The 21,277-nt window shown below is 61.4% G+C and carries 22 protein-coding genes; 10 read left to right on the plus strand and 12 right to left on the minus strand.

Translation table 11 applies throughout. The features are described 5' to 3' along the window. Nucleotides 1-177 precede the first annotated feature (177 nt). A complete protein-coding gene (locus tag HX823_RS17885; protein WP_033900424.1) occupies nucleotides 178-1,179 on the plus strand; it encodes an LLM class flavin-dependent oxidoreductase in 1,002 nt (333 codons plus the stop codon). Between the two features lie 59 nt (nucleotides 1,180-1,238). Here the strand turns inward: HX823_RS17885 and HX823_RS17890 are convergent, their stop codons facing one another. Together HX823_RS17890 and HX823_RS17895 are read right to left on the minus strand one after the other, a co-directional pair. Continuing rightward, entirely contained in the window at nucleotides 1,239-1,466 is a 228-nt protein-coding gene (locus HX823_RS17890; RefSeq protein ID WP_028618619.1) for a DUF1161 domain-containing protein, read from the minus strand. A gap of 115 nt (nucleotides 1,467-1,581) precedes the next feature. Beyond that, complete coding sequence (locus tag HX823_RS17895) at nucleotides 1,582-1,797, minus strand: dodecin (RefSeq protein ID WP_038851083.1); 216 nt, start codon at nucleotides 1,795-1,797, stop codon at nucleotides 1,582-1,584. Between the two features lie 156 nt (nucleotides 1,798-1,953). On the opposite strand from HX823_RS17895, the gene HX823_RS17900 reads away from it, so the two are divergent. Continuing rightward, nucleotides 1,954-2,280, plus strand: coding sequence for a YqjD family protein (locus HX823_RS17900; RefSeq protein ID WP_003170746.1), 327 nt, complete (start codon nucleotides 1,954-1,956; stop codon nucleotides 2,278-2,280). Here HX823_RS17900 and HX823_RS17905 read toward each other — a convergent pair. Then, a complete protein-coding gene (locus tag HX823_RS17905) occupies nucleotides 2,277-3,173 on the minus strand; it encodes a LysR family transcriptional regulator (RefSeq protein WP_038851082.1) in 897 nt (298 codons plus the stop codon). The genes HX823_RS17900 and HX823_RS17905 overlap by 4 nt on opposite strands. Nucleotides 3,174-3,282: 109 nt before the next feature. Here HX823_RS17905 and trpB point away from each other — a divergent pair, with 109 nt between their 5' ends. The 4 genes from trpB to HX823_RS17925 all read left to right on the plus strand — a co-directional run bounded on the left by trpB (nucleotide 3,283) and on the right by HX823_RS17925 (nucleotide 7,711). Further along, on the plus strand, nucleotides 3,283-4,509 hold the full coding sequence (gene trpB / locus HX823_RS17910) for a tryptophan synthase subunit beta (protein WP_016978751.1): 1,227 nt from the start codon (nucleotides 3,283-3,285) through the stop codon (nucleotides 4,507-4,509). Beyond that, nucleotides 4,509-5,318 carry a tryptophan synthase subunit alpha gene (gene trpA, locus HX823_RS17915; protein WP_033900432.1) on the plus strand — a complete coding sequence of 270 codons (810 nt, stop codon included), beginning with the start codon at nucleotides 4,509-4,511 and terminating at the stop codon, nucleotides 5,316-5,318. Before trpB ends, trpA begins: the two co-directional genes overlap by 1 nt. Nucleotides 5,319-5,454: 136 nt before the next feature. Continuing rightward, complete coding sequence (locus tag HX823_RS17920; RefSeq protein WP_177075794.1) at nucleotides 5,455-5,895, plus strand: anti-virulence regulator CigR family protein; 441 nt, start codon at nucleotides 5,455-5,457, stop codon at nucleotides 5,893-5,895. A gap of 157 nt (nucleotides 5,896-6,052) precedes the next feature. Continuing rightward, entirely contained in the window at nucleotides 6,053-7,711 is a 1,659-nt protein-coding gene (locus HX823_RS17925; RefSeq protein ID WP_177075796.1) for a BBE domain-containing protein, read from the plus strand. Nucleotides 7,712-7,749: 38 nt separating this feature from the next. Here the strand turns inward: HX823_RS17925 and HX823_RS17930 are convergent, their stop codons facing one another. The 6 genes from HX823_RS17930 to HX823_RS17955 all read right to left on the minus strand — a co-directional run bounded on the left by HX823_RS17930 (nucleotide 7,750) and on the right by HX823_RS17955 (nucleotide 13,308). Beyond that, nucleotides 7,750-9,054: an MFS transporter gene (locus HX823_RS17930; RefSeq protein WP_177075798.1), complete on the minus strand. Its 1,305-nt coding sequence runs from the start codon at nucleotides 9,052-9,054 to the stop codon at nucleotides 7,750-7,752. Between the two features lie 68 nt (nucleotides 9,055-9,122). After that, nucleotides 9,123-10,271: a galactonate dehydratase gene (gene dgoD, locus HX823_RS17935; protein WP_003170741.1), complete on the minus strand. Its 1,149-nt coding sequence runs from the start codon at nucleotides 10,269-10,271 to the stop codon at nucleotides 9,123-9,125. A 47-nt stretch (nucleotides 10,272-10,318) separates the two neighbouring features. Continuing rightward, the gene (locus HX823_RS17940; RefSeq protein WP_177075800.1) at nucleotides 10,319-10,939 is read right to left on the minus strand and encodes a 2-dehydro-3-deoxy-6-phosphogalactonate aldolase; all 621 of its coding nucleotides are present in this window, start codon (nucleotides 10,937-10,939) and stop codon (nucleotides 10,319-10,321) included. A gap of 1 nt (nucleotide 10,940) precedes the next feature. Continuing rightward, nucleotides 10,941-11,900: a 2-dehydro-3-deoxygalactonokinase gene (locus tag HX823_RS17945; protein ID WP_177075802.1), complete on the minus strand. Its 960-nt coding sequence runs from the start codon at nucleotides 11,898-11,900 to the stop codon at nucleotides 10,941-10,943. Nucleotides 11,901-11,996: 96 nt separating this feature from the next. Then, on the minus strand, nucleotides 11,997-12,326 hold the full coding sequence (locus HX823_RS17950; RefSeq protein WP_028618611.1) for a DOPA 4,5-dioxygenase family protein: 330 nt from the start codon (nucleotides 12,324-12,326) through the stop codon (nucleotides 11,997-11,999). A 31-nt stretch (nucleotides 12,327-12,357) separates the two neighbouring features. After that, a complete protein-coding gene (locus HX823_RS17955) occupies nucleotides 12,358-13,308 on the minus strand; it encodes a LysR family transcriptional regulator (protein ID WP_177075804.1) in 951 nt (316 codons plus the stop codon). 103 nt (nucleotides 13,309-13,411) lie between these two features. Here HX823_RS17955 and betC point away from each other — a divergent pair, with 103 nt between their 5' ends. The 3 genes from betC to HX823_RS17970 all read left to right on the plus strand — a co-directional run bounded on the left by betC (nucleotide 13,412) and on the right by HX823_RS17970 (nucleotide 17,585). Further along, on the plus strand, nucleotides 13,412-14,926 hold the full coding sequence (betC, locus tag HX823_RS17960) for a choline-sulfatase (protein WP_177075807.1): 1,515 nt from the start codon (nucleotides 13,412-13,414) through the stop codon (nucleotides 14,924-14,926). Nucleotides 14,927-14,941: 15 nt separating this feature from the next. Continuing rightward, nucleotides 14,942-15,856: a choline ABC transporter substrate-binding protein gene (gene choX / locus HX823_RS17965; RefSeq protein WP_038851068.1), complete on the plus strand. Its 915-nt coding sequence runs from the start codon at nucleotides 14,942-14,944 to the stop codon at nucleotides 15,854-15,856. A gap of 160 nt (nucleotides 15,857-16,016) precedes the next feature. Beyond that, entirely contained in the window at nucleotides 16,017-17,585 is a 1,569-nt protein-coding gene (locus tag HX823_RS17970) for a SulP family inorganic anion transporter (protein ID WP_177075809.1), read from the plus strand. A gap of 114 nt (nucleotides 17,586-17,699) precedes the next feature. Here HX823_RS17970 and aroE read toward each other — a convergent pair whose 3' ends face one another. Then, complete coding sequence (aroE, locus tag HX823_RS17975; RefSeq protein WP_177075811.1) at nucleotides 17,700-18,518, minus strand: shikimate dehydrogenase; 819 nt, start codon at nucleotides 18,516-18,518, stop codon at nucleotides 17,700-17,702. Continuing rightward, on the minus strand, nucleotides 18,518-19,450 hold the full coding sequence (gene hemF / locus HX823_RS17980) for an oxygen-dependent coproporphyrinogen oxidase (protein ID WP_177075812.1): 933 nt from the start codon (nucleotides 19,448-19,450) through the stop codon (nucleotides 18,518-18,520). Before hemF ends, aroE begins: the two co-directional genes overlap by 1 nt. 159 nt (nucleotides 19,451-19,609) lie before the next feature. Between hemF and HX823_RS17985 the strand changes: the two genes are divergently transcribed. Beyond that, nucleotides 19,610-20,587, plus strand: coding sequence for a quinone oxidoreductase (locus HX823_RS17985; RefSeq protein WP_038847813.1), 978 nt, complete (start codon nucleotides 19,610-19,612; stop codon nucleotides 20,585-20,587). Nucleotides 20,588-20,719: 132 nt separating this feature from the next. Here the strand turns inward: HX823_RS17985 and HX823_RS17990 are convergent, their stop codons facing one another. Next, complete coding sequence (locus HX823_RS17990) at nucleotides 20,720-21,277, minus strand: L-threonylcarbamoyladenylate synthase (RefSeq protein ID WP_177075815.1); 558 nt, start codon at nucleotides 21,275-21,277, stop codon at nucleotides 20,720-20,722.

Below are 21,277 nucleotides of genomic sequence, written 5' to 3' on the forward strand. Positions count from 1 at the left end.
TGAGGATAGTCGGACTGGCAAAGTTCATATTGTGAGAAAAACCTAGCAATGTAGTAGGAAATTTACTGAGTCACTATTGAATCTCGGGTATATGCCCACATCTCATACAGCATGCACATGAAGCGGCAGGTTTTGGTTCGTCTAAGAAGCCTGCGCCCCCATTGGAGAAGCAGGCTTATGAAATCGCTGTCCGACGTAAAATTTTCCACCCTCGACCTGGTGCCCGTGCGCGCCAATGGAAGCATCGCGCAGTCGCTGCGCAATTCGCTGGACCTGGCCCAGCACGTGGAAAAATTCGGCTACAACCGTTTCTGGGTGGCCGAGCACCACAATATGGACGGTATCGCCAGTTCGGCCACTTCAGTGCTGCTGGGCTACCTGGCCGGTGGTACCTCGACCATTCGCGTCGGTTCCGGCGGTGTAATGCTGCCCAACCACGCGCCGCTGGTAATTGCCGAACAGTTCGGCACCCTGGAGAGCCTTTACCCCGGCCGTATCGACCTGGGCCTGGGCCGCGCCCCTGGCTCCGACCAGATGACCGCACGCGCCCTGCGCCGTGAGCGCTCCGGCAGCGCGGATGAATTCCCGGAAGACGTTGCTGAGCTGATGGCTTACCTGGGCCCTCGCACCCCCGACCAACGGATCATCGCCGTGCCTGGCACCGGCACCAACGTACCGGTGTGGCTGCTCGGCTCCAGCTTGTTCAGTGCACAGCTGGCAGGTGAACGCGGTTTGCCCTACGCCTTCGCCTCGCATTTCGCACCCCGCCTGATGCATGAGGCGATTCGCGTGTACCGCAATCACTTCAAACCTTCAGCCGTGCTGGATAAACCCTACGTGATGCTCGGCATTCCCCTGGTCGCGGCAGATACCGACGAGCAAGCGGACTACCTGGCTACCTCCGTCTACCAACGCATCCTTGCGCTGATGCGCGGGCAAAGCCTGGTGCAGCGCCCACCCGTAAAAACCATGGACGGCCTGTGGTTGCCCCATGAAAAAGACGCGGTCGGCAGCTTCCTGGGCCTGGCAATGGTCGGCGGCCCGGCGAAGATCCGCGCCAAGCTGGAGGTGTTGATCGAGCAGACCGGCGCCGATGAGCTGATTTTCACCAGCGACCTGTACGAGCATGCCGACCGGATTCATTCCTACGAACTGCTGGCGCAGGTGATGAAGGGCTAAAACCTTCAGACGAAAAAAACCGACGCAGCGCGTCGGTTTTTTATGTCTGCAACACGGGATTAACCGCGCTTGTAGGCAATTTCCTTGGTGCCACCCTCGCAGGTGCCGACCACTGTGTGATCGCTCGGCGCAGCGCCTTTATCCACCACTTCCAGCGAATAACCCGAAGCGCCCTTGGCGTCGATTTTCGCTGCAATTTCGCTTTTGAGCTCTTCACAAGGCTTGCCCGCCGCCAGGGCCGTGCCTGCAATGCTCAACAAACCTACCGCTAACAGGAACTTCTTCATCCGTTACTTTCCTTGCGCTGATCGAATAGAGCGTGCCGACGCTTGTGGCATCGGCACCCATTGGTTGTAGCGCAGGTTATGGCAATCGGCCAGTCAGCAAGTTCAACCGATGCGATCAACTACTGGCAATTCGGAACCCCACCTTGAGGGTGACTTGATAGTGCGCGACCTTGCCATTCTCGATATGGCCACGAGTTTCAGTCACTTCAAACCACTCAAGGTGCTTGATGCTCTTGTTGGCTTCGGCGATGGCATTGTTGATGGCGTCTTCGATGCTAGAGGTGGACGAGCCCACCAGTTCGACTTTCTTGTAGGTGTGATGATCACTCATGGCAGTTCTCCTAAGGGTCGTTAAGCAAGCGTAGCAGTCAATGTTCGTACTGCTTCTGGCGACTGTTCGCACCCGAAAGTTCAGATTTACTGCACTTTCTGAAACGGCCGCAGTCGGTATCTACACACGCCACTCAATCACTTCAGGAGAGTCCACATGGCCAACACTTCTTTACGCAAAGCGTCGCTGGAAAGCATGGAAGCCGAGATTTCGAGCCTGCTCAAGTCTTTGGAAAGCCTCAAGGACGATGCATCCGACGAGTCGCGCAAAACCTTGAAGGCCCTGAAAAGCAATGCCGAGAATGCCCTCAAGCACTCCCGCCACCTGATCAGCGATGCCTACGAAGAAAGCAAAGTCAAAATTCGCGAAACCGGTGTTGCAACCCGGGACTACGCACAAGAGCACCCATGGACCACAGCCGGCGTTGCCGTCGGTGCACTGGGCCTGCTCGCAGCTTATCTGCTGTGCAAACGCGGCGATTAAACCGGCTCGCGTCGTAGCTCAGCTTTGAGCCACTGCGCCAGCTGCTCGGCGCGCCCATCGGCGGCGCGCTTGGGCAGCCAAAGCGCCAGGTGCGCCGGGGTTTCGCTGAAACCCCACGGCGCCACCAGGCGACCCGCACGCAAGTCCTCGGCCACCAGCGGCTGCGGGGCGATGGCTACACCCAATCCTGCCACTGCCGCCTCCAGTAGATAATACAAATGCTCAAACCCCTGGCCGTGTTTCAACGCGCCGGGTTCGATGCCGTGCTGCGCCGCCCAACTGGGCCAGGCTTGCGGGCGTGACGTGGTGTGCAACAGCTTTTCACCACACAAGGCCTCGGCGGGTGCCTCGCGCAAACGTTCATAGCCGACAAAGCGCGGGCTCATCACCGGACCGATGCGTTCACTGGCCAGCTCATAAACCTGCATATCCGCCGGCCATGGCGGCTCAGCGAACACCAGCAGTGCGTCCAGGCCTGGGCGGCGCGGGTCCAGATCCCCATCACCCGCCGACAGGTGCAGGCGCAGGTCCGGCAAGTCCGCATTCAAGCGGCCCAGGCGCGGGATCAACCAGCGCGCCAGCAGGCTGCCCGAACAACCGAGTACAAATGGCGCGTCGGCGCTGGCCTGGGTCAGCTCGGCACACACATCCCTCAATCGCTCGAAGGCCTCGGCGCTGGCATCCCGCAGCCGAACGCCTGCATCTGTGAGTTTAAGGCCGCGACCTTCCTTGACGAACAGGCTGATACCCAAGTGCTCCTCCAGCACCTTCAACTGGCGGCTGACGGCACCGTGGGTCACATGCAATTGCTCGGCGGCCTGACTGACGCTGTTCAAGCGCGCAGTCGCTTCAAAGGCACGCAGGGCGTTGAGGGGCGGAAGGTCTCGGCTCATCTGTGAGTTTTCCTGACAGGTTGCGGCGATCTTATCGGTTTTCAGCGTAGAACGTCAGGGGTAGAGTGGCCCTCATTGCTTCCCACCCCCCTTTTTCCTGGAGCGTCCCATGACTCAGTCCCAGACCGATCTACGCAACGGCCCAGACGCCAACGGCCTGTTTGGCGCGTTCGGCGGCCGCTACGTCGCTGAAACCCTGATGCCGTTGATCCTCGACCTGGCCCGCGAATACGAAGCGGCCAAGGAAGATCCTGCATTCAAAGAGGAATTGGCCTACTTCCAACGTGACTACGTCGGTCGTCCAAGCCCGCTGTACTTCGCCGAACGCCTGACCGAATTCTGCGGCGGCGCCAAGATCTACCTCAAGCGCGAAGAGCTAAACCACACCGGCGCGCACAAGATCAACAACTGCATCGGCCAGATCCTGCTGGCACGGCGCATGGGCAAGAAACGCATCATCGCCGAGACCGGCGCCGGCATGCACGGCGTGGCCACCGCCACCGTGGCCGCGCGCTTCGGCCTGCAATGCGTGATCTACATGGGCACCACTGACATCGAGCGCCAGCAAGCCAACGTGTTCCGCATGAAGTTGCTGGGCGCCGAAGTGATCCCCGTGGTGGCTGGCACCGGCACTCTGAAAGACGCGATGAACGAAGCCCTGCGTGACTGGGTGACCAACGTCGACAGCACCTTCTACCTGATCGGCACCGTGGCCGGCCCGCACCCGTACCCGGCGATGGTGCGCGACTTCCAGGCCGTGATCGGCAAGGAAACCCGCGACCAGCTGCAAGCCCAGGAAGGCCGCCTGCCGGACAGCCTGGTGGCGTGCATCGGCGGCGGTTCCAATGCCATGGGCCTGTTCCACCCGTTCCTGGACGACACCAGCGTCGAGATCATCGGCGTTGAAGCGGCCGGCCACGGCATCGAAACCGGCAAACACGCCGCCAGCCTCAACGGTGGCGTACCGGGCGTGCTGCACGGCAACCGCACCTTCCTGCTGCAGGACGACGACGGCCAGATCATCGACGCCCACTCGATCTCCGCTGGCCTGGATTACCCTGGCATCGGCCCGGAACACGCGTGGTTGCACGACATCGGTCGCGTCCAGTACACCTCGGTGACCGACGACGAAGCCCTCGACGCCTTCCACAAATGCTGCCGCCTGGAAGGGATCATTCCAGCCCTGGAAAGCGCCCACGCCCTGGCCGAAGTGTTCAAACGCGCGCCGACCCTGCCGAAGGATCACCTGATGGTGGTCAACCTGTCCGGCCGTGGCGACAAAGACATGCAGACCGTGATGCACCACATGGAAACTTCTCAGCAGGAGAAACACTGATGAGCCGCCTGCAAACCCGCTTCGCCCAGCTCAAAGAACAGAATCGCGCCGCCCTGGTGACCTTCGTCACGGCCGGCGACCCTGGCTACGACACCTCGCTGGCGATCCTCAAAGGCTTGCCGGCCGCCGGCGCCGACGTGATCGAGTTGGGCATGCCCTTCACCGACCCGATGGCCGACGGCCCGGCCATTCAACTGGCTAATATCCGCGCGTTGAACGCCAAGCAGAACCTGGTGAAAACCCTGCAGATGGTCCGCGAGTTCCGCCAGGACAACAACGACACGCCGCTGGTGTTGATGGGCTACTTCAACCCAATTCACAAATACGGCGTGCCGCAGTTTATTGCCGACGCCAAGGCAGCCGGTGTGGACGGCCTGATAGTGGTCGACATGCCGCCCGAGCATAACGGCGAGCTGTGCGACCCGGCCCAGGCGGCGGGCATCGACTTTATCCGCCTGACCACGCCAACCACCGATGATGTGCGCCTGCCGACGGTTCTGAATGGCAGCTCCGGCTTTGTGTACTACGTGTCGGTGGCCGGTGTGACCGGTGCCGGCGCCGCGACCCTGGAGCACGTCGAAGAAGCCGTGACCCGCCTGCGTCGCCATACGGACCTGCCGATCAGCATCGGTTTTGGTATCCGCACGCCGGAACAAGCGGCGGCCATCGCCCGCTTGGCTGACGGTGTGGTCGTAGGTTCGGCACTGATCGACCACATCGCCAACGCCAAGAATGACCAGCAAGCCATCGACGGCGTGTTGAGCCTGTGTGCAGCGCTGTCCGAAGGCGTGCGTAACGCGCGTAAGTAAGGGCCCCGTAAGCAGTAGGTAAAGTTCCTGATACAGAGGAATCAACCCGCCCGGGCACGGCCTAAACAGCAAGACCAAGGGATTTCGAACCTCGTTCGAAATCCCTTTTTTGTTTGCGTGCCCTGAGGAATACCCGATGAAAATGCCCAAAACCGTGATTGCCAGCCTTGGCGTGCTGGTGCTTGGCGCCAGTGCCCTGGTGCAGGCCGCGCCTTATGACCAGGGCGGCCCCGACCGTGGCGGCCCGCAAGGCCAGCACGAACAACGCGGCGACGACCATCGCGGCCCGCAGGACAACCGTCGCGGCGGCCCGCCCCAGGACTTCGGCCCGGTCCGCCAGGTGATCCGCGACAACCATGGCCAGTTCGCCCGTGGCGCTCCTCCGCCGCCGAATGTGCGCCTGGTGCGCGGGCAACCGCTGCCGCATGGTTATTACGGCGAACGCCTCGACCGCCGCGCGCTGGAGCGACTGCCGGTGTATCAGGGTTATGAATGGCGCCGTTCGGGGCCCGACATCGTGTTGATCGCCGTAGGTACCGGCATCGTTTATGAAATCCTCGATGGCGTGCTGAACTGATTTCTTCCACTAGGCTTCAGGGGTGACATTGCGTCACCTCTCAATAAACCACTTCATGCCTATTGCCGTCTAACCACCCTGCAAGCCTCGTATTCCTTGCCTATCGGTCGTTAAGTTAGCCGCATCAGAAGTCATCCTTGGCTCCTTGGAGTACATCATGGCATTTGATCTCATCACCGTTTTGGACCGCCGTCACTCAACCTTGCAAAAAGGCTTCAACCTGCGTTGGCCCCTGGGCAATGTGCAGGGCCAATCCTCGGCAAACGGTGCCGACTTTATTTACCTCTGTTACAGCCCCCAAGACATCATAGACGCCGCCGCCCAGGCACTCGCGGCACCTAATGGCCGGATCACCGTGCGCAGCGGCGGCCATTGCTATGAAGGTTTCGTCTCCAACAAGATGCCCGGCAGCCCCAACGAAGTGCTGTCGATCCTCGACATCAGCCAACTCAACCAAGTGGTCTACGACGCCAACGGGCAGCTCGTCTCAGAACTGGTGCCAACCTCACCTCATCGCTATAGCTTTCGCCTGGAGGCAGGCGGCCAGAACTGGAATGCCTACGTAACGCTGTACAAATTGGCCCACAAGAGCATGCCGGGCGGCTCGTGCTACTCGGTCGGGTTGGGCGGCCATATTTGCGGGGGCGGCTACGGGCTGCTGTCGCGCAAAGACGGCCTGGTATGCGACTGGCTGAGTGGGGTCGATATGCTGGTACCAAACGCCCAGGGCAACGGTCTGGTCCCTGTGCATGTTGGGCGCAACAGCACCCAACAGGATGATCTGGATCTGTTTGCCGCCTGCTGCGGCGCAGGCGGAGGACAGTTCGGGATTATCACCAGCTATTACTTCGAAGCCTTACCCGAAGCGCCAAAGGAAGTGCTGTGGCTGGTATTAGAGTGGGACTGGTCGCTACTGACCAAGCCTGCACTCGACAACCTACTGGCAGCCTATCAGGACTGGTTTGTCCGCAATCAAGCCAAACCGACCACCTGGGGCCTGGCGACCAAGTTGGAGATGCGTCACCAAAATACTGGCAACATGACCCTGGATATTCATTACGTGGACAAGGACGGCGGGTTGAATGACCGAGCCCCCTTTTCCGACTTTGTCAGCTCAATGCTCAATGCCATCGGCATTCCAGCCACCGAATGCTTGAGCCCCTCCCCAACGATCCACCTGCCCCGCAGCAACCCGGCAGGGCGCACGATCAATTCACCGGCGTCTGCCCTGGCGGTGGCGCGTCAAATGGATTGGCTGCATTGCCAACAAACGCTCAACGGTTCGGGACCAAACCAGCGCGGTCGATACAAGTCGGCCTACCAGACGGGCATTTTTACCCCGACAGTGCTGCAGGCGATCTGGGACACGTTGACATGGAGCGATCCCAATAAGCTGCTGACGCAAAGCCTGATCCAGATCCAATCATTCGGCGGAAAAATCAATGCGGCTAGTGGGCCAGTGCGTCGAGAATCATCGGTCGCGCAGCGTTCGTCGTACCTTAAGTGGCAACCACAGTGCTACTGGTCCGATGACAGTGTCGCGGCGGATCAAGCACATGCGCAGTGGATTCAAGGGCTGTTTTTCGCGGCCTTCGCCAATGACGGCGGCGTTCCGGTCAATGCTCAGTTCCAGGGGTGCTACATCAACTACCCCGACCGCGACATGCTGTTTATTGACGGCGATCCCGGCAAGGGACCGAACCCGCAGTGGTACAAGATCTTCTTCCCTGACCTCATGATCGAAAGCCGCCTGCGGGGCACCAAGCAGCGTTGGGATCCGATGAATCTGTTTCACAACGAGATGTCAGTGCCGTAACCGGAAATAAAAAGGGCGACCTCAAGGTCGCCCGATTTCTACAGCTCGATCCGCTCGACTTTGCCTACAAGCAACACGTAGGAAAGCGCTCCGAGCAACGCCAGCACCGCGATATAGGTAATCGCTGGCGCAAACGAATCGCCACTGGCCAGAAAGCCAATCACGATCGGCGTGGCAATCGCCGACAGGTTGCCGATGAAGTTGAACACCCCACCGGTCAGCCCCAACAGGCGGGCCGGTGCCAGGGTCGAGACCAGCGACCAGGTAATCGACGCCAACCCATTACCAAAGAACGCCACCGCCAAGAACGCAATCACCCACGCCGTCGAGTCCACATAGTTGGCGCCGATGATCGCTGTGGAGATCAGCAGCCCGCCGATGATCGGCAACTTGCGCGCGAACCCCACCGACGCGCCGCGACGAATCAGCCAGTCGGAAAAGATCCCCGAACACAGCACGCCGACAAACGCCGCGAGGAATGGCAATGACGCCAGCAGGCCGGACTTGATGAAGTCCATGCCGCGATATTTCACCAGGTAGGTCGGGAACCACGTCAGGAAGAACCACAGCGTGGAGTTGAGGCAGAACTGCCCCAGGTAGATCCCCCAGAGTTTGCGCTTGCTCAACACAATGCCCAGATCGACCCAACTGAACGGCGCCTTGGCGGCTTTTTCCTGCATATCCACCAAGCCGCCACCTTCACGGATCAGGTCGATTTCGGCGGCATTCGCGCCTTTGAAATCCTTCGGCTCGCGGTACACCGCGTACCAGATCACCGCCCAGACAATGCCCACGCCACCGGTCGCGACGAACACCATGTGCCAGCCGAAGGCATGCTGCAGCCAGGCCAATACCGGCGTGAGAAATGCCAGCCCGACAAACTGCCCAGAGGTATAGACGCCAATTGCCGTGGCGCGCTCACGCTCGGGGAACCAGGTGGTAACCACACGGCTGTTGATCGGGTAGGCCGGCGCTTCCAACGCGCCCACCGCCATGCGCAACACGAACAGCGCGATAAAGCTGGCGGCGAAGCCGAGCATGACCGTGGCGATGGACCACAACAGCAGGGCCGCCGTGTAGAGGATGCGCGGCGGCACGCGGTCCACCAGCCAGCCGCCGGGGATCTGCATGGCGGCGTAGGTCCAGCCGAACGCGGAGAAAATCAGCCCGACGTGCACCGGGTCGATCCCGAGTTCGCTGGTCAGGGCCGGAGCGGCGATAGACAGGTTACTGCGGTCGAGGTAGTTGATGACCACGGTGATAAACAGCAGCACCATGATGAAAAAGCGCTTTCGGGTAGGCGTGACTAAAGAAGCCTGCCCGGTGAAGGATTCAGGGTGCATGGGGGGTTGCCTCTTCTTATGTTTATTGAGGGCTTGCAGGAGCCGGCAGCCCGGCTCCTACAGGGTGCTTACCACTCGGCGAAGCTGCCGTCGGCGTGGCGCCAGATCGGGTTGCGCCAGCGGTGGCCGATGGCCGCGCGTTCGATCACGTATTCCTCGTTGATCTCGATGCCCAGGCCCGGCCCGTTGGGGATCTTCACAAAGCCCTGGTCATAGTCGAACACGCCCGGGTCGCGCACATAGTCGAGCAGGTCATTGCTCTCGTTGTAGTGAATGCCCAGGCTTTGCTCCTGGATAAACGCGTTGTAGCAGACCGCGTCCAATTGCAGGCACGCCGCCAGGGCAATCGGGCCCAACGGGCAGTGCAGGGCCAGGGCCACGTCGTAGGCTTCGGCCATGTTGGCGATCTTGCGGGTTTCGGTGATGCCACCGGCGTGGGAGGCATCCGGCTGGATGATGTCGACGTAGCCTTCGCTGAGCACACGCTTGAAATCCCAACGCGAGAACAGGCGCTCGCCCAGGGCAATCGGCGTGCTGGTCAGCGGCGCCAGCTCTTTGAGCGCTTCGTAGTTCTCGCTGAGCACCGGCTCTTCGATGAACATCAGTTTGTACGGGTCGAGTTCCTTCATCAGCACCTTGGCCATGGGCTTGTGCACCCGGCCATGGAAGTCGACGCCGATGCCGACGTTGGGACCCACCGCGTCACGCACGGCGGCGACGTTGGCCAGGGCCAGGTCGACTTTTTCGAAGCTGTCGACGAACTGCAGTTCTTCGGTGCCGTTCATCTTCACCGCCGTGAAACCACGGGCCACCGCCTCTTTGGCAGCGCGGGCGGTGTCGGCCGGGCGGTCGCCGCCGATCCAGGAATACACGCGGATCTTGTCACGCACCTGGCCGCCGAGCAGATCGCTGACCGACACACCAAGGGCCTTGCCCTTGATGTCCCACAGCGCCTGATCGATGCCGGCGAGGGCGCTCATGTGCACCGCGCCGCCGCGGTAGAAGCCGCCGCGATAGAGCACGGTCCAGATGTCTTCGATATTGCGGGGGTCTTTGCCGATCAGGTAGTCGGACAGTTCTTCAACGGCAGCTGCCACGGTGTGAGCGCGGCCCTCGACCACGGGCTCACCCCAGCCGGTCACGCCCTGGTCGGTCTCGACCTTGAGGAAGCACCAGCGCGGCGGGACGATAAAGGTCGTCAATTTGGTGATTTTCATCTGTTATCTCTCTTATAGATGCGGCGCCGGTAGGCGCGAAACTTGATTCAGCTGAGGGCTTTCCAGGCGGCGACATAAGCCTGGGCGCGGCTCGCGACCTGATCCACAGTCATACCCGGTTTGAACAACCCGGAACCCAGTCCGAAACCTTTGGCGCCGGCGTCGGTGAACACCTGCATGTTGTCCGGGGTGATGCCGCCCACCGGCAACAACAAGGTGCCGGCCGGCAAGACAGCCAGCCACGCCTTGATCACCGAAGGGCCCATTTGCTCGGCGGGGAACAGCTTCAGCACGTCGGCCCCTTCGCCCAGTGCGGCGAAGGCTTCGGTCGGCGTGGCCACGCCTGGCGACAGAAACAAGCCTGCAGCTTTGGCGGCACGCAACACCTTGGCATCGCTGTGGGGCATGACGACCACCTGGCCACCGGCCGCCTTTACCTGCTCGACCTGCTCCGGCGTCAACACCGTGCCGGCACCGATCAGGCAATCGGCGGGTAAGCTGTCGCGCAGGGTGCGGATACTGGTGTAAGGGTCGGGCGAATTCAGCGGGACTTCGATCACCCGAAACCCCGCCTGGTACAGCACCTGGCCGACAGCCTGGGCTTCGTCCGGGCGAATGCCGCGCAGGATGGCGATCAAACCGTTTTGCGCGAGTGCTTGCTTGAGCATGTCAGGCCTCCAATACAGGTTGAGTGAGCCCGGCCGCCACGGCCAGTTGCCACAGGCCGCGCTCGGTGGCTTCCTGCGCCAGGCTGACGTAGGCAAAGCCGCAAAGGGCGAGGGCGCGTTGATAACGGGCGCAGAGGGGCGCGGCGCCGACCAGGATGATCGGCTTGTGTTTGGCGATGTCAGGCAGGCCGGCGAGTTCATGGCCGATAAGCAAGCCGGAGAGGTAATCGGGCTGTTGGTCAGGCGCGAGTTCGCCGGTGAGCCCCAGGGTGCGAGCGCTGAACAAGGTGGACAGCACGCCGCGCTGACCGTCTTCGGAAAGCGCCACGTGCACGCCTCGGTCGAAGGCTTCAGCCTGGAATTGTTCGCTGGGTTGCTGGGTACGCCCGAGGATGCTGTGTTTGCTCAACACCGCAAACAGCTCGCCGGTCATGAAGGTATCGAAGTGCGTGATGCAGCCGTCGACCACCTCCACCCACTTGGAATGGCTGCCCGGCAGGCCGATCAACCCATCGGCGCCCAGCCCTTGCAGCACGCCCAGCACCTGGGTTTCTTCGCCGCGCATTACGTTGGGCAGGCCGACCTGCTCGATCACGCCCGGCACGATGTGCACGGCCACGCCGCGCAGGCTGTGCACCTGATGCAGCGCCTGGCCGAGGCTGGCGACATCGACCGGGGTATTGCGGTAGGCCGCTTCGCTCCAGCCTTGGGCGCTGCCGACCATGCCACAGGCAATCACCGGCAAACCCGGTTCGGCATCGAGCCAATCCCCGCACGCCGCATCGAACGCCAACTCGAAGCCGTTGCTGCAACGCACACCGGCAATGTCCCGGGGTTCGTTGGGCAAATGCATGATGCCCCACGCCAGCGAGCGCTGTTCCAGCACTGTGCCTGCGGGGCCGAGTTTGTAAGCACGAAGGGAGCTGGTCCCCCAATCGAGCGCGATCAATTGCGCCTGCATCGCTTCACCTGAGTTCTGAGCGGATGCAGCGAATATAAACCTACGGGCGCGCAAGTCTCAATATATAAATATCAATCCCACATTTAGGGATTGCATTTAAGAAAAGGCTGACAAGTTCAGTTCGCGCATTGCTCCCATCCAGACCGCATAGTCGGTGTGGTCCTTCAGGTCATCGCCGGTCTCGGGGTGCAGGAACACCACCAGCCCGTTGCGATGGATCACCAACCACGGCAGCACCACGCCGATGTATTCGGGATCGAACGCCAGCTGGCAGCTCCAATCCGGATGCGGGCCCACCGGTCGTTCGTGCACACGCCCCATGCGCAGCGGGAAGAGTTTGGCGGCGTCTTCGCACAGGGTGCGCGCCTGTTCGATCGTGCTGGCGTCGAAGTAGATATGGGCGTGGTAGCCCTTGATACGTTGCATGGCGGACTCCGGATCCAATATGCGCCAGATGCTAGACCGCAATGGACGGCAGGGCCAGCCCGGTCAGCGACTGAGCGCTGCTGGCTTGTTCTGCCACCAGCCAGTCGACGAAGCGCTCGACCAACTGCCCCCTGCGTTTGCGCTGGGGCTGCACCACGTAATAGCCAAAGCGCGAGATGACGGTGTCGCTCACCGGTCGGCACAACCAGCCCTGCTCCAGCAGGTTATCCACAAGGTGCCGCCAGCCGATAGCCACGCCCTGGCCGGCAATCGCCGCCTGGATCAACAGGGTGTAATTGTCGAAACGCAATTGGCCGGGCGTCGGTGCGCTGGCGATGCCCAGTTCGCGAAACACACCGCTCCAGTCGAACCACTGGCTGTTGTTTTCCTGGCGCAGGTGCAGCAAAGGGAAATCGTGCAAATTTTGCACAGTCATCGGCGTTGCCTGGTCCTTGAGCCACTGCGGGCTGCACACCGGGAACACTTCCTCGTTGAACAGCCACAGGCTGTCGCCCTGCTTGAAACGGCCGTCGCCAAACAACACCGCCACGTCGATATCGCTGCGCAAAGTGGCGTGATTGCGCTCGCTGGTCACCAGGCTCACATCGACCTGAGGGTTGGCCTGGTGAAAGCGGTGCAGGCGCGGCATCAGCCAATAGGCGGCGAAAGCGAAGTCGGTGGCGACTTGCAGCACTTCATGCTGGTCCTGTTGGGTGATCAGGCTCAAGCCCTGGTTGATGCCCTGCAAACCGCCTTGCATATGCTCGAACAACAGGGCACCAGCGTCAGTCAGTTCGATACCCCGGTAGATGCGATCAAACAGGCGGATCGCCAACTGTTCTTCCAGGCGCTTGATCTGCTGGCTGATGGCCGGTTGGGTGGTGCCCAGTTCCATCGCCGCGGCGGTAAAGCTGCGATGGCGTGCGGCGGCTTCGAAGGCACGCAGCAAATCGAGGGACAGGTCACCGAGGGCTTCATACATAAGCTGTGCTTATCCTAGACATTGCTTTTCATGGGCTTTACCCCACTTTTCATGGGCTGCATGCTCATTCGCATAAACACCGCCTATGGAATGCCGATAGATCATGAAGCGCAAGAACATTCTTTTCATCATGGCCGATCAAATGGCCGCCCCGTTGCTTCCGTTCTACGGTTCTTCGCCTATCAAGTTGCCCAACCTGAGTCGCCTCGCCGAGCAGGGTGTGGTGTTCGACGCCGCCTATTGCAACAGCCCGTTGTGCGCGCCGTCGCGTTTCACCCTGGTGAGCGGCCAGTTGCCGAGCAAGATTGGCGCCTACGACAACGCCGCCGATTTCCCCGCCGATGTGCCAACCTACGCCCACTACCTGCGTCGCCTCGGCTACCGCACCGCGCTGTCGGGCAAGATGCACTTCTGCGGTCCCGACCAACTGCACGGTTATGAAGAACGCCTGACTAGCGACATCTACCCGGCCGACTACGGCTGGGCGGTGAACTGGGACGAGCCGGACGTACGCCCCACCTGGTATCACAACATGTCGTCGGTGCTGCAAGCCGGGCCGTGCGTGCGCACCAACCAGCTGGATTTCGACGAAGAGGTGGTGTTCAAGGCCCAGCAATACCTGTTCGACCATATCCGCGAGGACGGCGACCAGCCGTTCTGCCTGACAGTGTCAATGACTCACCCCCACGACCCGTACACCATTCCCAAGCCGTTCTGGGACCTGTACGACGACGCTGATATCCCGTTGCCTACAACACCCGCGCAAGCCGATCTCGACCCGCATTCCCAACGCCTGCTCAAGGTCTACGACCTGTGGGACAAGCCGCTGCCTGTGGATAAGATCCGTGATGCGCGGCGTGCCTACTTCGGCGCGTGCAGCTATATCGACAGCAACGTCGGCAAGCTGCTGCAAACCCTGGAAGACACCGGCCTGGCCGACGACACCATCATCGTGTTCTCCGGCGACCACGGCGACATGCTCGGCGAGCGGGGCCTCTGGTACAAAATGCACTGGTTTGAAATGGCCGCCCGCGTGCCGCTGCTGGTCAGTGCGCCGGGGCAGTTCGCGGCAGGCCGCGTGGGTAAAGCCGTGTCCACCGCCGACCTGCTGCCGACCCTGGTGGAACTGGCCGGCGGCGAGCTGGACCCGCGCCTGCCGCTGGACGGCCGCTCGCTGGTCCCGCACTTGCAAGGGCAGGGCGGGCACGACGAAGTGTTTGGCGAGTACATGGCCGAAGGCACCATCAGCCCGCTGATGATGATTCGGCGGGGCGCCTACAAATTCATCTACAGCGAAGACGACCCTTGTCTACTGTTCGATGTACACAACGACCCACGGGAGCAGGAAGACCTCAGCCAGTCGCCGCAACACCGGGCACTGTTTGCAGCCTTCCTGGACGAGGCGCGGGCCAAATGGGACATCCCGGCGATCCACCAACAGGTGCTCGCCAGCCAACGCCGCCGCCGTCTGGTGTTTGAAGCACTGACCCAGGGCAAGCTGAAGAGCTGGGATCACCAGCCACTGGTGGACGCCAGTCAGCAATACATGCGCAACCATATCGACCTCGACGACCTGGAGCGCAAGGCACGTTATCCACAACCCTGCCAAAACCAATAACACTGAGGGAAGGCCATGCAAAAGTTAACTGTGATGCTGGGGCTCCTGGCGCTGGGAAGCGCCAATGTTTACGCAGACGCCAGTTGTGAAACGGTAAAAATGGCCGATCCCGGCTGGAGCGATATTGCGGCCACCAATGCCATCACCGGGTTTCTGCTGACGGGCATGGGCTACAAACCCAAGGTCGACACCCTGGCGGTGCCGATCACCTTTGGCGGCCTCAAGGATGGCCAGGTGGACGTGTTCCTGGGCAACTGGATGCCGGCGCAGCAGGGCTTCTATGACAAGTTCGTGGCCAATGGCGACGTGGTGCAACTGGCGAAGAACCTCGACGGCACCGAGTTCACCCTCGCCGTGCCCGACTATGTGTGGGACGCCGGGGTGCATGACTTTGCCGACCTGAACAAATTTGCCGACAAGTTCGACAAAAAGATCTACGGCATCGGCTCCGGCGCGCCAGCGAATATTTCGTTGCAGGAAATCATCAAGAAGAACGACTTCGCGCTCGGCCAGTGGAAGCTGGTGGAGTCCAGCGAACAGGCGATGCTCGCCGAAGTGTCGCGGGCGGTTAAGAAGCAGAAATTCGTGACCTTCCTCGGCTGGACCCCGCACCCGATGAACGTGCAGTTGAAAATGCACTACCTCAAGGGCGGCGAGAAATATTTTGGTGACACCGGCAGCGTGTATACCTTGACCCGCAAGGGCTACGCACAGGCCTGCCCGAACGTAGGAAAACTGCTGACCAACCTGAGTTTTACCCAGGACATGGAAAACAGCATCATGGCCGAGGTGGCCAACAACAAGGTCAGCAATGCCGATGCGGCGAAGGCGTGGATCAAGGCCAACCCGGCGGTATTGGATAAATGGCTGGAGGGCGTCAAGACCGTGGATGGCAAGGATGCGCTGGGCGCTGTAAAAGCCAAGCTCTAAAGGCCTGATGCAATCCAAATGTGGGAGCGGGCTTGCTCGCGAAGGCGTCGGATCAGTTGAGTAAATGCTAACTGACACTCCGCTTTCGCGAGCAAGCCCGCTCCCACAGGGACCAATATGTGCTGATACTCTGCGCTAAACCTTTCTACCCGAGTCCGCGATGCCCCGGCCCAACCGCCACACACTCTTCCCCTTCCTCGCCTGGCTCCCGCGTCAGACCCGCGCCAGCGTCGGCCGGGATGCGATGGTGGGCCTCAGTGGCGCGGTTCTCGCCTTGCCACAGTCAATTGCCTACGCGCTGATCGCCGGTCTCCCACCCGAATACGGCCTGTACGCCGCAATCATCCCGGTGTTGATCGCCTGCCTCTGGGGTTCCTCCTGGCATCTGATCTGCGGTCCCACGGCGGCGATTTCCATTGTGCTCTACGCCAGTGTCAGCCCGTTGGCCGTGCCGGGGTCGCAGGACTACATCACCCTGATCCTGTTGCTGACCTTCCTCGCCGGGGTTTTCCAGTGGCTGCTGGGCATGCTGCGCTTTGGCGCGCTGGTGAATTTTGTCTCTCATTCGGTGGTGCTCGGTTTCACCCTGGGCGCCGCCGTGGTGATTGCGCTCGGGCAACTGCCCAATCTGCTGGGGCTGGATTTACCGAGCCAGGCCACGGCGATCAATAGCCTGCTGGCACTGATCCACCATAGCGGCGAATGGGATCATGCTTCACTCATACTCGGGCTCGGCACCTTGCTGGTGGGGGCACTGCTCAAATACCTCGTACCGCGCTGGCCAACCCTGTTGATCGCCCTGGCGCTGGGCAGCCTGGTGGCGTGGCTGTGGCCGGCGATGTTCGGGCATGTGGCGCTGGTCAGTTCGTTTATCGGCAAACTGCCGCCGTTCAGCCCGTTGCCCATGGACCTGGATGTGATCCTGCGCCTGCTGCCAAGCGCCGTGGCGGTGGGCATGCTGGGGCTGGTGACCAGCTTGTCGATTGCCCGCTCGCTGTCGGCGCGTTCGCAGCAATTGCTCGATGCCAACCAGGAAGTGCGGGCGCAGGGTTTATCCAACATCGTTGGCGGATTTTTCTCCGGGTATTTGTCAGCCGGTTCGTTCACACGCTCCGGCCTCAGCTACGAGGCGGGCGCCTGTTCGCCGTTGGCGGGCGTGTTTTCCGCGTTGTGGGTGGCACTGTTTGCGCTGTTTGGCGCGGCATTGATCGCCCATATTCCGATCCCGAGCATGGCCGCGAGCATCTTGCTGATCAGTTGGGGTTTGGTGGACCGTCGTGGCATTCGCGCGTTATTCCGCGTCAGTCGCGCCGAGTTCGTGGTGATGAGCCTGACATGCGTCGCCACCTTGCTGTTGGAGTTGCAAACAGCGATTTACGCCGGGGTGCTGGCGTCGCTGTTTTTCTACCTCAAGCGCACTTCGCAGCCACGGGTACAGCAATGGCGCGATGGCGATGAAGATGTGCTGCGGGTGGGGGGTTCGATCTTTTTCGGCGCCAGCCACTATCTGCAAGTACGCCTGCAAAGCCTGCAGGGCGAACGGGTGGTGATCGAGGCGCAGCAGATCAACTTTATCGACTATTCCGGGGTGGAGATGCTGCACCAGGAAGCGCGGCGCTTGAAGGGCTTGGGGCGCAGCCTGACATTGCGCCGGGCCAGGCCGCAGGTAGTAGAAGAGTTGAAAAAGCTGGAAGGGGCCGACAGCTGCCCTATCAATTTTCAGGATTGAACGCAGTTAAAAATGTGGGAGCGGGCTTGCTCGCGAATGCGGTATGTCAGCTAAAAATTACTTAGCTGAACCACCGGATTCGCGAGCAAGCCCGCTCCCACATTTAGTTCTGTATCAGCCCAGTTGGCGGCGTAGTTCAGCCAGTACGGGCGCCGAGTCCGGGCGCACGCCGCGCCACAGGAAAAACGCTTCCGCCGCCTGTTCCACCAGCATGCCCAGGCCATCCATCGCCACCGCTGCGCCTTGTTCGGTGGCCCAGCGGCAAAACGCGGTCGGTTCCTTGGCGTACATCATGTCGTAGCAAAAGGTCTTGCCCGGTTCGATCAGGCTGCCCGCAATCGGCGGTACATCGCCTGACAGGCTGGCGGAGGTGGCGTTGATGATCACATCCACCGGCTCACGCAACCAGTCGAAACCACTGGCGGACACCGGGCCCAGGTCGTCGAACAACTCAGCGAGCATTTCGGCCTTTTCCACGGTGCGGTTGGCGATGATCAGCGAAGCAGGCTGTTCGGCCAGCAACGGCTCCAGCGCGCCGCGTACCGCGCCACCAGCGCCCAGCAACAAGATGCGTTTGCCTTGCAGGCTCAACCCGGCGTTAACCGTCAGGTCACGCACCAGGCCGGCACCGTCGGTGTTGTCGCCCAACAGGCTGCCGTCGGCCAGTTTGCTCAGGGTGTTCACCGCACCCGCGCGTTGGGCGCGGTCGGTCAAGGTGTTGGCCAAGCGGTAGGCATCCTCCTTGAACGGTACGGTGACGTTGGCACCCCGCCCCTGCTGAAAAAACTCACGGGCACAGCCAGTGAAATCCTCCAGCGGCGCCAGCAAGGTGCTGTAGTCCAGTTGCTCGCCGGTCTGCTCGGCGAACATGCGATGGATCAGCGGCGACTTGCTGTGGCCGATGGGGTTGCCGAACACGACATAGCGGTCCATCAGACAGCCGCCTTGGGCGCGACAACGCCCAGCCAGTCGCGGTCTTGCAGGAAGTAGTCGGTGAGGCGCGCTTCTTCGCTGCCGGCATCGGCCTTCCAGTCGTAGCTCCAGCGCACCTGCGGCGGCAGCGACATCAGGATCGACTCGGTGCGTCCGCCCGATTGCAGGCCAAACAGGGTGCCACGGTCGTAGACCAGGTTGAATTCAACGTAGCGGCCACGACGGAACTCCTGGAATTCGCGCTGTTGCTCGGTGTAGGCGGTGGCCTTGCGGCGCTGCACGATCGGCAGGTAGGCGTTGATGTAGGCGTCGCCGATGGCGCGGATGAAGGCGAAGCAGGTGTCGAAGTCCCACTCGTTCAGGTCATCGAAGAACAGGCCGCCGATGCCGCGCGGTTCGTTGCGGTGCTTGATGTGGAAGTAGGTGTCGCACCAGGCTTTGTAGCGCGAGTACACGTCTGGACCGAACGGCGCACAGGCCTGCTCGGCCACGCGGTGCCAGTGGATGCAATCTTCTTCATTGCCGTAGTAAGGCGTGAGGTCGAAACCACCGCCGAACCACCACACCGGCTCTTCGCCTTCTTTTTCAGCGATGAAAAAGCGCACATTGGCGTGGGACGTCGGTACGTGTGGGTTGTGCGGATGAATCACCAGCGACACACCCAGGGCTTCAAAGCCGCGACCGGCCAATTCAGGGCGATGCGCGCTGGCAGATGGTGGGAGACCGCTGCCAAACACGTGGGAAAAGTTGACGCCGCCTTTTTCGATCACCGAACCGTTTTCGATCACACGGGTGCGTCCGCCGCCGCCGGCAGGCCGGGTCCAGGCGTCTTCGATAAAGCGAGTGTCCGTCTCGAAGGTTTCCAGGGCGCTGCAAATGCGGTCTTGCAGGTCAAGCAGGTAGGCCTTTACAGCCTCGGTGCGGGTAGTCATGGCATCACCTTGAATCGGGCAAAGCTACGCGAGGCCATTGGGCGTCGGCGGCAAATGGGCGCACAGGATACCACTGCACCCGGTTGCGCCGCAGTTGACGAAGATCAAGCTTAGGAGTCCGATAGGGGGCTACGCGATTCGAACCCAGGAGAAGTGCAGATGGCCAAACGTATCCAGTTCAGCGCCCATGGCGGCCCCGAAGTACTTGAGTTTGTGGACTACACGCCGGCAGAGCCCGGCCCGCAGCAGGTTCGCGTGCGTAACGAGGCGATTGGCCTGAACTTCATCGACACCTATTTCCGCAGTGGCCTGTATGCGCCGCCCGCGTTGCCATCGGGGCTGGGTGCAGAGGGCGCCGGCGTGGTGGACGCGGTCGGCAGCGAAGTCACCCAATTCAAAGTCGGCGACCGCGTGGCCTACGGCAGCGGCCCGCTGGGCGCCTACAGCCAACTGCATGTGCTGCCCGCCGCCAACCTGGTGCACCTGCCGGACGACATCAGCTTCGAACAAGCCGCCGGCGCCATGCTCAAAGGCCTGACCGTGCAGTACCTGCTGCGCCAGACCTATGAACTGAAGGGCGGCGAAACCATCCTGTTCCACGCTGCAGCCGGTGGCGTCGGCTCACTGGCCTGCCAATGGGCCAAGGCCCTGGGTGTAAAGCTGATCGGTACTGTGAGTTCACCGGAAAAAGCCGCCCTGGCCAAATCCCTCGGTGCCTGGGAAACCATCGACTACAGCAAGGAAGACGTCGCACAACGCGTGCTGGAATTGACCGACGGCAAAAAAGTACCGGTGGTGTACGACGGCGTCGGCAAGGACACCTGGCTGACCTCGCTGGACAGCGTCGCGCCACGGGGGCTGGTGGTGAGTTTCGGCAATGCGTCAGGCGCGGTGGACGGGGTGAACTTGGGGATTCTGTCGGCCAAAGGTTCGCTGTACGTCACCCGGCCGACCCTGGCGACCTATGCCAACAACCCGCAAAACCTGCAGGCGATGGCGGATGACCTGTTTTCGATGATCCAGAGCGGCAAGGTGCGCATTGATATCAACCAGCGGTATGCGCTGGCGGAGGCGGCGAAGGCGCAGACGGAGTTGTCGGGGCGCAGGACGACTGGGTCGACTATTTTGTTGCCGTAAGGCTATAGATTTTCGGCGATTTTAAGGACCTCTTCGCGAGCAAGCCCGCTCCCACATTTTGACCGCATTCCTTCGGTTGGAACTCGATCAAAATGTGGGAGCGGGCTTGCTCGCGAAGGCCGCACCTCGGTCTCAGGAAGGCCGCACCACTTCACCGGTCACCAGGTCGCGAATCAAGCTCGGGTTCTTGCGTCCACCCAAGGCGCCACCCAACACCAGGTCCACCTGGCCACGAAAGTATTGCTCCACGCGAATCCGCGTGCGCGCCGCCGGGCGTCCTTGCGGGTTGGCTGATGTGGAAATCAACGGCCCTACCAGCGAGCACAAATCCCGCACCAGCGGATGATCAGTCACCCGCAGGGCAACGGTGTCGTGCATACCCGTCACCCACTCCGGCAACAAATCCTGATGGGGCACCAGCCAGGTGTTCGGCCCTGGCCAAGTGCTGGCCATGCGGTCGATCCAGTCCTGCGGGAAGTCTTCGAACAGAAAGTCGAACTGACGGATGTTGTCCGCCACCAGGATCAGGCCCTTGTCCACCGAACGGTTCTTGATGGCGAGCAAACGGTCCACTGCTTCTTCGTTCCACGGGTCGCAGCCCAAGCCCCAAACCGCTTCGGTTGGATAGGCAATCACCGCGCCTGCGCGAATTTCTCGTGCGGTTTCCAGCACACGCCACCGGTTGACCAT

The sequence above is a fragment of the Pseudomonas sp. P7759 genome, assembly GCF_013386445.1.
Taxonomy (GTDB): domain Bacteria; phylum Pseudomonadota; class Gammaproteobacteria; order Pseudomonadales; family Pseudomonadaceae; genus Aquipseudomonas; species Aquipseudomonas azotoformans_A.